Annotated in this window: 4 protein-coding genes; all 4 read left to right on the top strand. The window is 61.3% G+C overall.

Going from position 1 to position 10595, the window contains the following annotated elements; translation table 11 throughout:
* Nucleotides 1-7651 (top strand): contact-dependent inhibition toxin BcpA (gene bcpA, locus C7H84_RS18235; RefSeq protein WP_121860101.1); only part of this gene is annotated, 7651 nt, incomplete at its 5' end.
* On the top strand, nucleotides 7648-8460 hold the full coding sequence (bcpI, locus tag C7H84_RS18230; RefSeq protein WP_162999308.1) for a contact-dependent inhibition immunity protein BcpI: 813 nt from the start codon (nucleotides 7648-7650) through the stop codon (nucleotides 8458-8460). The genes bcpA and bcpI, both read left to right, overlap by 4 nt.
* 27 nt (nucleotides 8461-8487) lie before the next feature.
* Complete coding sequence (gene bcpO, locus C7H84_RS18225; RefSeq protein ID WP_162999307.1) at nucleotides 8488-8712, top strand: CDI system lipoprotein BcpO; 225 nt, start codon at nucleotides 8488-8490, stop codon at nucleotides 8710-8712.
* Nucleotides 8713-8736: 24 nt separating this feature from the next.
* Nucleotides 8737-10473, top strand: a complete 1737-nt coding sequence (locus C7H84_RS18220) for a ShlB/FhaC/HecB family hemolysin secretion/activation protein (protein ID WP_121860087.1) — start codon at nucleotides 8737-8739, stop codon at nucleotides 10471-10473.
* Nucleotides 10474-10595 lie beyond the last annotated feature (122 nt).

Here is a 10595-nt window from a genome sequence, read left to right as displayed (position 1 = left end):
CGGTGTGATCGGCGGCAACGGCGATGTTTCGGTCCGCAGCGCAAACGTTGTCAACCGCGGCGCGATCACTTCCAACACGAATTTGCGTATCGCGGGCCAGTCGGTCGACAACAGCGGCGGCACGCTGCAGGCTGCGCAAAAGGTGGCTGTCGATGCGGGCGCGCGCTTGATCAACAACGGCGGTTCGATCGTCGGTCAGACGGTCGCGCTCACCGGCACGACCCTCGACAATAGCGCGGGTGCCATGCAGGCCAATCAGGTGTCGTTGACCGCGACCGACCTCGTGAATCACGGCGGCACGATCACGCAGACCGGCACCGGCGCGATGAGCGTGAACGTGTCGGGCACGCTGGACAATTCGAACGGCGGAACGCTGCAAACCAACAGCACTGAACTGACGCTCGCCCCCTCCGCGCTAATCAACGACGGCGGCACGATCACGCATGCCGGCAACGGCACACTGGCGCTCGGAGGTGGTTCGGGATCCATATCGAATGTGGGCGGTTCGATCGCGAGCAACGGACGCGTCGTCGCGCAAGCCGGCGCGCTGAACAACACGGCGGGCTCGATCAACGCGCAGAACGGATTGACGGCAACGGTCGCGGGTACGCTGAACAATGCGAGCGGCAAGCTGTTGTCGAACACGGACGTCAGTGTCACAAGCGGTACGTTGTCGAACGACGGCGGCCAGATCGGTGCCAGCACGAACGCGACGATCCACACGGGCTCGATGACGAATCAGGGCGGCTCGATCGTCGCACCGAACCTGTCGGTCACCGCCGATTCGACGCTCGACAACAGCGGCGGCAAGCTCGAAGCCAATCAGCTTGCGCTGACGGCCGCAAACCTCGTGAACCACGGCGGTACGATCACGCAGTATGGATCGTCAGCGATGGGGATGAACGTCAGCGGCACGCTCGACAACTCGGCCGGCGGCGTAATCCAGACCAACAGCACGGACCTCACGCTCAAGCCGGCCGAGCTGAACAACGCGGGCGGCACCATTACGCACGCCGGCACGGGCACGCTGACGATCGAACCGGGCAACGGATCAAGCGCGCTGAACAACGCGTCGGGCACCATCGTGACGAAGGGACAAGCCATCGTCAACGCGGCTTCCTGGAACAACGCGAGCGGTATCCTCGCCGCGCAACGCGGCATCAACGCGACCATCGCAGGCGACGTGAACAACGCGCAGGGCTTGCTGCGATCGGATGCGTCGCTGTCATTGAAGAACGGCGGCGCTCTGTCAAACCGAAGCGGCCACATCCAGGCGGGGCAATCGGTTGCGGGCGACACCAGCACGCTCGACATTCAATCGGCGTCGATCGACAACGCGGACGGCGCCATCGTCGACCTCGGCGCGGGCAGGATGTCGGTGCAAGGCGGCAGCCAGATCGCGAACAGCCACGCCGGCGGCGTAGCGGGCATGGGCGCGATTACCGGCAACGGCGATGTGACGGTCAGCGCAGCGTCGATCAGCAACACGCAAGGCGGTCAGCTCAGCGGTGCATCGCTGCGTGTTCAAGGCAACACCCTGGACAACAGCGGCGGCACCATTGGCAACGTCACGAACTCGAACGGCGACGTGAATGTCACGACGACCGGCGCGATCACGAACACGAACGGTCAGATCGGCTCGACGCACGACTTGTCCGTCGCCGCGGCCACGCTGCAAGGCGGCGGCACATACAGCGCGAAGCATGATGCGAACGTGACCCTGCAGGGCGATTACACGGCGGCGGCCGACACGCAGTTCAACGTCGGTCACGATCTCGCCTTCACGTTGCCCGGCACTTTCACGAACAACGCGAACCTGCAGGCGGTGAACGACCTGCGGGTGAGCGCGGGCAACATCGTCAACGTGGGTGCCCTGACTGCCGGTGCGCTGCTGCACACGCAATCGACGAACCTGACCAATATGGGCGCGCTCGTGGGCGCCAGCGTGTCGCTCAACGCGACGAATACGATCTCGAACCTCGGGCCGACCGCGCTGATCGGTGCATCGGACAGCAACGGCACGCTCGAAGTCCTCGCACGTGACATCGAAAACCGCGACGACACGACTGCAACCGACTCGATGGCGACGACCGCCATCTTCGGGATGGGCAAGGTCGTGCTGGCTGGCGGCAAGGACGCGAACGGCAACTACACGAACGCGGCGCTGGTCAATAACGTGTCTGCGCTGATCCAGTCCCAAGGCGACATGGAACTGCACGCGGACAAGGTCACGAGCACGCGGCGGGTGATGAAGACGTCGACACGCACGATCGATCCCTCGCTGCTCGGCCAGTTCGGCATTCCGATCAGCGGCCGTACGGGCCAGATCGGCGTGAAGGATCCGGACAGCATCGGCGGCGTCTACACCGAGCCGCCTCACGGCGGTCAGTGGAACAGCACGTATCAGTTCACGACCTACTACGCGGACAGCGCGACGGCGACGACCGTGACGGACATCAGCCCGGCCGCGCAGATCGTGTCGGGCGGCAAGATCGATGCGTCGTCGGTCGGCACGCTGCAAAACTACTGGAGCAACATCGCGGCAGTCGGCGACATCAAGATGCCGGCCCGCTACGATGCCGACGGCTGGGCAGCGTCGGGGCAGAAACTGCCGGGTGTGTCGGTTTCCTACTCCGGGCAATATCACTACAACAACTACGACAATTCCGAACACGACTGGCAGTTGCCATTCGGCAACGCGCCATTCGTGACGGGGCGGCCGGGCGGTTACACGCAAGCCGCGCCGGCATCGATCAAGGATTACACGCTGCCCGGCTACTTCTCGACGATAAGTTCGAACGGCACGATTTCCGGCACGGGTGTCAGCGTCAACAACACGGCGGGCAACGCGTCGATTCCGTCACTCGGCTTGCTGCCGGGGCAGTCCGTGCCGGGTCTCACGCCCACCAACCTGAGCGGAAACGCGAGCGGAGTGAAGTCGGGGGCGTCGTCGGTGCACGGCGGTCCGCCCGCGCCGGTCGATCCGATCATCGCGAGTGCGAGCGCGCTGAATGTGCTCAACAACCTCACGATTCCGCAGGGCGGGCTGTACCGGCCAACTACCGCGCCGAACGCGAACTACGTGATCGAGACGAACCCGGCGTTCACGAACCAGAAGAATTTCATTTCGAGCGACTACTTCTTCGGCCAGCTCGGCGTCGACCTCACGCATATCCCGAAGCGTCTCGGCGACGGCTTCTACGAACAGCAGCTCGTGCGCAACGAAGTCACGGCGCTGACTGGAAAGGCAGTGCTCGGACCGTACGCGGACTTGCAGACGATGTATCAATCGCTGATGGCAGCCGGAGCGGATCTGTCGAAGTCGCTCGATTTGCCAATCGGCGCGAGCTTGTCGGCCGATCAGGTGTCGAAGCTGACCAGCAACGTGATCATGATGGAAACGCGCGTGGTCGACGGTCAGGCGGTGCTCGTGCCGGTCGTGTATCTCGCGCAGGCCAGCCAGCAGAATGTCAACGGACCGTTGATCAGCGCGACGAACATCGATTTCCAGAACGCGCAGTCGTTCACGAACAGCGGCACGATCAAGGCGGACAATACGCTGGCGATTCAGGGCAAGCAGATCGACAACGCATTCGGCGCGCTGCAAAGCGGCGGGTTGATGTCGCTGAAGACCGAGAACAACATCGATCTGACGTCGGCGAACGTGAAGGCCGGCAGTCTGCAGCTCGAGGCCGGGAACGACCTGATTCTCGATACGGCGACGAAGACGAACACACGGGTGAGCCGCGACGGTGCGACGAGCGTGGTGACCACGCTTGGGCCGACCGCGAAACTAGACGTCGCGGGCAATGCGTCTATCGTCACCGGCGGCAACTTCCAGCAGAACGCGGGCAACCTGTCGGTCGGCGGCAATCTCGGCATGAATGTCGGCGGCAACTGGGATCTTGGTGCGGTTCAGACCGGCGAGCACAAGATCGTGCAGCGGGCGAACGGCGTGTCGAATACCGACATCAACAAGGTCACTGGCAGCTCGGTGACGGTTGGTGGACAGTCGAGCATCGGCGTCGGCGGAGACCTGACGGCCAAGGGCGCGCAGATCGACCTTGGCCAGGGCGGGACGATCGCGGCCAAGGGCAACGTGACGCTCGGCGCGGCGAGTGCGACGTCGACGGTGAACAGCAACAGTTCGGGCAGCGACAGTCACGGCAGCTATGCGGAGACGCTGCACACGTCCGATCAGGCGCTCTCAGGCACGACGCTCAAGGGCGGCGATACCGTCACATTGGCGTCGGGCAAGGATCTCACGATCAGCGGCAGCACGGTCAGCCTGGATAAAGGCAATGCGAACCTGATGGCGAGCGGCGATGTGAATATCGGCGCAGCGACCGAAACGCACGTGCTGAACTCGCACGAAACGCACAGCCACAGCAATGTCGTGAGCGGCGTGCAGGTTGCAAGCGGCATCGACCAGACGGCGACCTATAGCCAGGGCAGCACGGTGTCGGCCGACGGCGTCAATATCGTCAGCAACCGCGACATCAACGTGGCGGGTAGCAACGTCGTTGGCACGAACGACGTGACGTTGCAGGCGACGCGCAACGTCAACATCACGACCTCGCAAGACACGACTCAATCGTCCAGCTATTTCGACAAGAAGGAATCGGGTCTTCTGACGAATGGTGGTTTGTCGGTGACGGTAGGTTCGCGCTCGGCCGCGCAGCAAGACCAAAGCAGCTCGGTGACGAACAAGGGGAGTGTGATCGGGTCATCGCAGGGCAATGTCACGATCCAGGCCGGAAAGGATGCCACGATTACCGGTAGCACGATTGTGGCAGGCCGGGATGTCGGTATCGCCGCTCAAAACGTGACGGTAAATGCCGCGTACGACACCTACAAGGACGCGCAGTCGCAGCAGTTCAGCCAGTCGGGTTTGAGTGTCGGATTGGGCGGCGGCCTGGTCGGACTCGGACAGTCGATGGCAGGCGCCGTCCGCCAAGGCCAGCAGTCGGGCGATTCGCGCCTCGCCGCAGTACAGGCCGTGGCGGCTGCCGAACAGGCTTACCAGAACCGCGGCGGGATCAAGGACGCGGCCAATGCCCTGTCGAACGGGAACGTGAGCGAAGCTGCCAAGGGCGTTCAGGTACAGCTCAGCATCGGGTCGAGCCATAGCAGCAGCAATGCGACGACATCGATTTCGAGCGCGAAAGGTTCGTCGATCGTAGGCAACGGCAACGTCTCCATCACCGCGACGGGCACACCGGACGCAAACGGAAACGCTCAGGCGGGCACCGGAAACATTGCGATGACCGGAGCGTCAGTGCTCGGCAAGAACGTCGCGCTCGACGCCAACAACGCGATCACGCTGCAAAGTGCGCAGAGCACCGAACAGAGTACGAGCTCGAACAGTTCGACCGGCTGGAATGCAGGCGCGGCGATCGGCGTGGGCAAGAATACGGGGATCAGCGTCTTCGCGAATGGCTCGAACTCGCACGGCCAGGGCAACGGCGACAGCGTCACGCAAACCAACACGACGGTGGCGGCCGGCAACACGCTGACGATGAAGTCGGGCGGTGACACGACGTTGTCGGGCGCCAAGGTTTCAGGCGACAAGGTCAAGGTCGATGTCGGCGGCGACCTGACGATGACGAGCCTTCAGGATACGTCGAACTACAGCAGCAACCAGCACAACACGGGCGTCAGCGGCAGCTTTACGTTCGGCTATGGTGGCGGCGTCGACGCATCGATCGGCCACACCAGCATCGACGCGAATTATGCGTCGGTGAACCAGCAAACCGGCATCGTGGCTGGCAAGGAAGGGTTTGATGTCAACGTGGCGGGCCATACGCAGCTCAACGGCGCACAGATCGCGAGCGCTGCGCCGGCAGACAGCAATACGCTGACGACCGGCAGCCTCGGATTTACCGACATCCAGAACAAGATGTCGTATTCGGGATCGTCGGAAGGTTTTTCGACGTCGGGTGGCCCGAGCTTTGCACAGACGGGTGATAGTGCGAGCGGCGTCACGCACGCCGCGGTGAGCCCGGCGAAGATCGTCGTGAAGTCGGATGAACAGAACGGCACGGACAGCACGGCCGGGCTGTCGCGCGACACCGCGAACGCGAACCAGACGGTGGAGAACACATTCAACCTGCAGAAGGTCCAGAACAATATGGCCTTTGCGCAGGCATTCGGCAAGGTCGCGACGTTCGCGGTGGCGGAAGCGGCGACTCAGCTCGAAAACAGCAGCCCGCAGATGAAGGCATTGTTCGGCGAAGGCGGTGCGGGTCGCGACGCGCTGCACGCCGCAGTGGCGGCGATCGGGGCAGCGCTGTCGGGTGGCAACATCGGCGGAGCGATCGCGGGTTCACTGGCCGGTGATGTGCTGCAGTCCCTGGCGCAGCCGATCATCGATCAGACTGTGAGCCAGTTGCCGCTGAGCGCGCAAGCCGCCGCGCGGAATGCGTTGAACGAGATCGTGGCGACGGCGGGCGGTGCGGCGGCTGGCGTTGTCGCAGGTGGCGGTTCATCCGGTGCGCTGGCAGGTGCAGGGTCGGCCGTGAATAACGAGCTTTACAATCGGCAGCTTCACGTGGAAGAGGTGAAGGTTGTCGAGCAGCTCGCGAAGGAAAAGGCGCAGGCGGTATGCCGCGGCGATTCAAGTTGCGTGGCGAAGGCAACGACTTACTGGACCGACATGCTCGAGCGCGCGGCGAAGGGAATGGTCGACGACACCGCCAACAAGGAAAACATGGCGTATCTCCAGACGCTGATCCAGACGGCGAACAATCCGACCAGCGAAGGCGCAATGGGAGGGCTGAGCTCCTACCTAGCGAACCTTCAGACAGCGCAAGACATGTTGTCGCAGTATATGGGCAAGCCGATTCTGGTACGCGGTTCACCGATGATCTCCGATGGGGCGGCACAGACGTATTTTAGTGCGACGCCTGCGCAGCGTTCTGACCAATATCTGAACTCTGTACTAGGTTCGCTCCCAGGTTCGATCGCGCCAGGCGCAGGCCAGCGTGATCAGAGTCGAGTGGATTCCTTTGCCACGCAAAACGGCTCCGTGAAACCCGATTACACGATCGAGGAAACGGTCATCGGCGGTATCCTTACAAACAAGATCGGAGCAACGGTTGCGCGTGCGGGCGAGTCGCTCGATGTTTGGTTGGCGGGATCGGTTAAGCCCACTGATAAGGGGTTTATCAGCACCGGCAAGGTAACGATGGAGAGCATGCCAGTGAAGCTGAATTCAGCGGAACAAGGCGTACTATCGCAACTCGACCAACTTCCGTCCAAGGATTTGCAGGGACAGGCGCGGGAGTATGTGGCGAATAACTACTTCGTCCGCAATGGCTTCACGCCGCTTGATGGGAAGTGTGCGTCCAATTGCTTTGACGGAGTTTACGTTAAAGGAAACACAGTTTACGTTAATGAGGTTAAGCCGCTCAATCAAACGGGATCGATAAGTTTGAATCCGGCGAATGGGAAGACCGAACTTCCTACCCAGCAGACGGATGAATGGGTGCAATATTCCATTGACCGACTAAGAAAATCTGAAAACCCCGAATTGGTGGCGACGGCAAACGTTGTGGAGCAAGCGTGGAAGAATGGAAGCCTTGTGAAGCTAGTTTCCGGGGTCGACTCTAATGGGATGGTGATTGTTAAAATTCCTCGGAATGCGCCATGAATAATCCAGAATCAGTAAGAAGATTGAAAAATCTCGTTCGGAATGAGCAGGAGTTGCTGCCTGAGCTCGTTCACGACGCCGTATATCGGCGAACGAAAGTCCGCCTTGGTGCAGTCTACAGTGGGCTGGCAAGCCGCGCACGTTCGCAAGCTGTTGCTGATTATTTTGGAGATAATAATATCTCAGCCAGCAAGCAGAATTTCTATCTATCTTCAAAGCTTTCTATTGAGAGCGTTGGTTTGGATGGCGGTGCTAGTTTCACAACGGGACTTGAATTGCTTTGTGCAATCCTATCCGATGATCAGGGCATTATCGAGCAGGCTGCAAATGTTGAGACCTCAGCCCTGCTTGACGGAAGAAGCAATCCAAAATCGGCAGCGGCACTGCAATACAGATTCCAGCTCGCGATCTTGGGTAAAGATCAGGAGTTGGAGGCGCTTATCGAGGAAGTGAGGAAAAAGGGAGCCAAGGCTGATCGGCAAGCCATTGAAAGTGGCGAGTATTTTTTCTCCTTACTTCTATCGCGCGATGCTGCGGGATTGAGGGCGCTGATCGAGAAGCGGCACGCAAACATCAAGAGTGCTTGGCCAGATTTAGAGGACTTCATCTCCTATCTTGGGACGCTCGAGACAAAAATTTGCTGGCGACGTGGCATCCAAATTGAAATCGACCATCCGCTGGTGCCAATGGAGCTGATGCCGGTCAAGCCTCTCGATCACTACGATGACGTCTACGACTTTCTGAAGCCCGGTTGGGTGCCTCCTCCGCAAGGACTGATCGGCCGCGTATCCCGATGGTTCAAAACATGATCCGTCAACGTCGCTGACGCGGAGGTAATGATGAAGAGAACCAAATGGCCCGTGGTCCTGGCGTTTGTCATGTCAGCGCTTCTCGCTGCGTGCGAGTCCGTTCCTCCTGATGCACCTCCACGTCCTCCGTCGAAGCAGGAAATGGAGCCCGTGTTGCCGTCGTGGTCGAGCACGATCTGGGTCATGGGCTTCTGGAAATGGAGCGGTACCGAATGGGTTTGGATTCCGGGACATTTAGCGCCCAAACCATAAGATCGAACGAACAAAACCACATCTATGACAATCCGTACCCCGGTCGTGCTGCTGTCGGCCGCATGGCTGATTCCAATGACCGTGTCGGCGCAAGAAGCTCCACGCCCGATCATTTCGGGCAACGACCAGCAAACCCGACAGCAGGAGGAAGCGCGCGAGCGCGAACGGACCGTCACCGCGCCCGGGGTGCGTTCGAGCGTAGCGGCGAGCGCAGGGTATCCGGCGCTGCCGGCCGAAACGCCGTGCTTTCGGATTGAGCGCTTCGCACTCGACGTACCCGATGCGCTGCCCGCTTCCCTGAAGTCGCAAGGCGCGTCGACCTTGCCGATGGACCGCTTCGCATTCGCTCGTGAATGGCTCGAACACTACACCGGCCAGTGCGTCGGCAAACAGGGGCTCGACACGCTCGTCAAGGGCCTGTCTCAAGCGATCCTGGCGCACGGGTACGTCACGACGCGCGTGCTGCTTCCCGAACAGGATCTGTCGACCGGCACCCTCAAGTTTTCACTGATCCCCGGCGTGATTCGCCACGTGCACTTCGCCGACGAAAAGCTCCGCGGCACCTGGAAAACCGCCTTCCCGAGCGGCGACGGCGAATTGCTGAACCTGCGCGATCTCGAACAGGGTCTCGAGCAGATGAAACGCGTGTCGAGCCAGGATGTGTCGATGCAGATCGTCCCAGCCGACGTGCCTGGCGAAAGCGACGTCGTGCTCGACGTGAAGCGAGGCAAGCCGTGGACGGTCGTCGCGTCGATCGACAACTCAGGAACGCGGGCGACCGGCCGCCTGCAGGGCAACCTTTCGCTCGGCATCGACAATCCCCTTGGCCTGAACGACATCTTCAACATCGGCGTGAGCCAGGATCTCGAGTTAGGCGACAAGCGTCTCGGCTCGCACGGCTGGAACGGCTTCTACTCGATCCCGTGGGGCTACTGGACCGCGACGGTATCCGCGTACACCAACACGTACTACCAGCAAATTGCCGGCGTGAACCAGACGTTCATCGCGAGCGGCAATTCGAAGACGGTCGATTTCAAGCTGAACCGCGTGCTGTCGCGTAGCCAGAACGACGTGTTCGGCGCGCAGTTCCGCATGTCGCGCCGGTTCGGCCAGAGCTTCATCGAAGATACGGAAATTCCGCAGCAGCGCCGCAACAACACGTTCGTCGAGTTCGGCCTGACCGATCGCCACTACTTCGGCAATGCGCAATTCGACGGCACGCTTGCATACCGGCAGGGCATTGGCGCATTTGGCGCGCAGGACGACATTCTGGCGGCCGATGGCGGTCCGACCTACCGCTACAAGATGGCCGTGCTCGACGCAAATCTGTCGGTGCCGTTCGCAATCGCGCAGCAGCCGTTCCGCTACGTGACGACGTTCCACGGGCAGTACACGGGCAACACGCTGTACTACATTGACGACATGACGATCGGCAGCCGTTATACCGTGCGCGGATTCGACGGGGAGACGATGCTGGCCGCCTCCCGTGGCTTCTACTGGCGCAACGAACTGCAGGCGCCGATCGGTCAGACCGGGCAGGCGGTGTATGCGGGCATCGACTACGGCCGCGTGTGGGGGCCGCAGCCGGTCACACTCGTCGGCACGCAACTGGCAGGTGCGGTAATCGGCGTGAAGGGCAGCGTCGCGACTAGGTTGGGCGCCTACGGTTACGACCTGTTTGCCGGCACGCCGATCTACAAGCCGTCTGGGTTTCCTACGGCACGCGTGACAGTTGGCTTTCAGGTTACCGCACAGTTCTGACGAAGCAAGCAATCCGATACTCAGCCCACCATCGTGGGGAACGACGCCGGCGAGGGTCGAGCACCGACGGCGCAGATTGCGGCGCTGTTGTCCCAGAGACACGAGCCGGGCCTCGGTATTCA

The organism is Burkholderia sp. Nafp2/4-1b (assembly GCF_003635165.1).
GTDB lineage: Bacteria > Pseudomonadota > Gammaproteobacteria > Burkholderiales > Burkholderiaceae > Burkholderia.
The sequence above is the reverse complement of the archived record's forward strand: the minus strand, read 5'-3'. Positions and strand labels throughout refer to the sequence as shown.

Coding starts and splice junctions, on each gene's coding strand:
- bcpO (WP_162999307.1), top strand. CDS start 8,488: ATGATGAAGAGAACCAAATGGCCCGTGGTCCTGGCGTTTGTCATGTCA.
- bcpI (WP_162999308.1), top strand. CDS start 7,648: ATGAATAATCCAGAATCAGTAAGAAGATTGAAAAATCTCGTTCGGAAT.
- C7H84_RS18220 (WP_121860087.1), top strand. CDS start 8,737: ATGACAATCCGTACCCCGGTCGTGCTGCTGTCGGCCGCATGGCTGATT.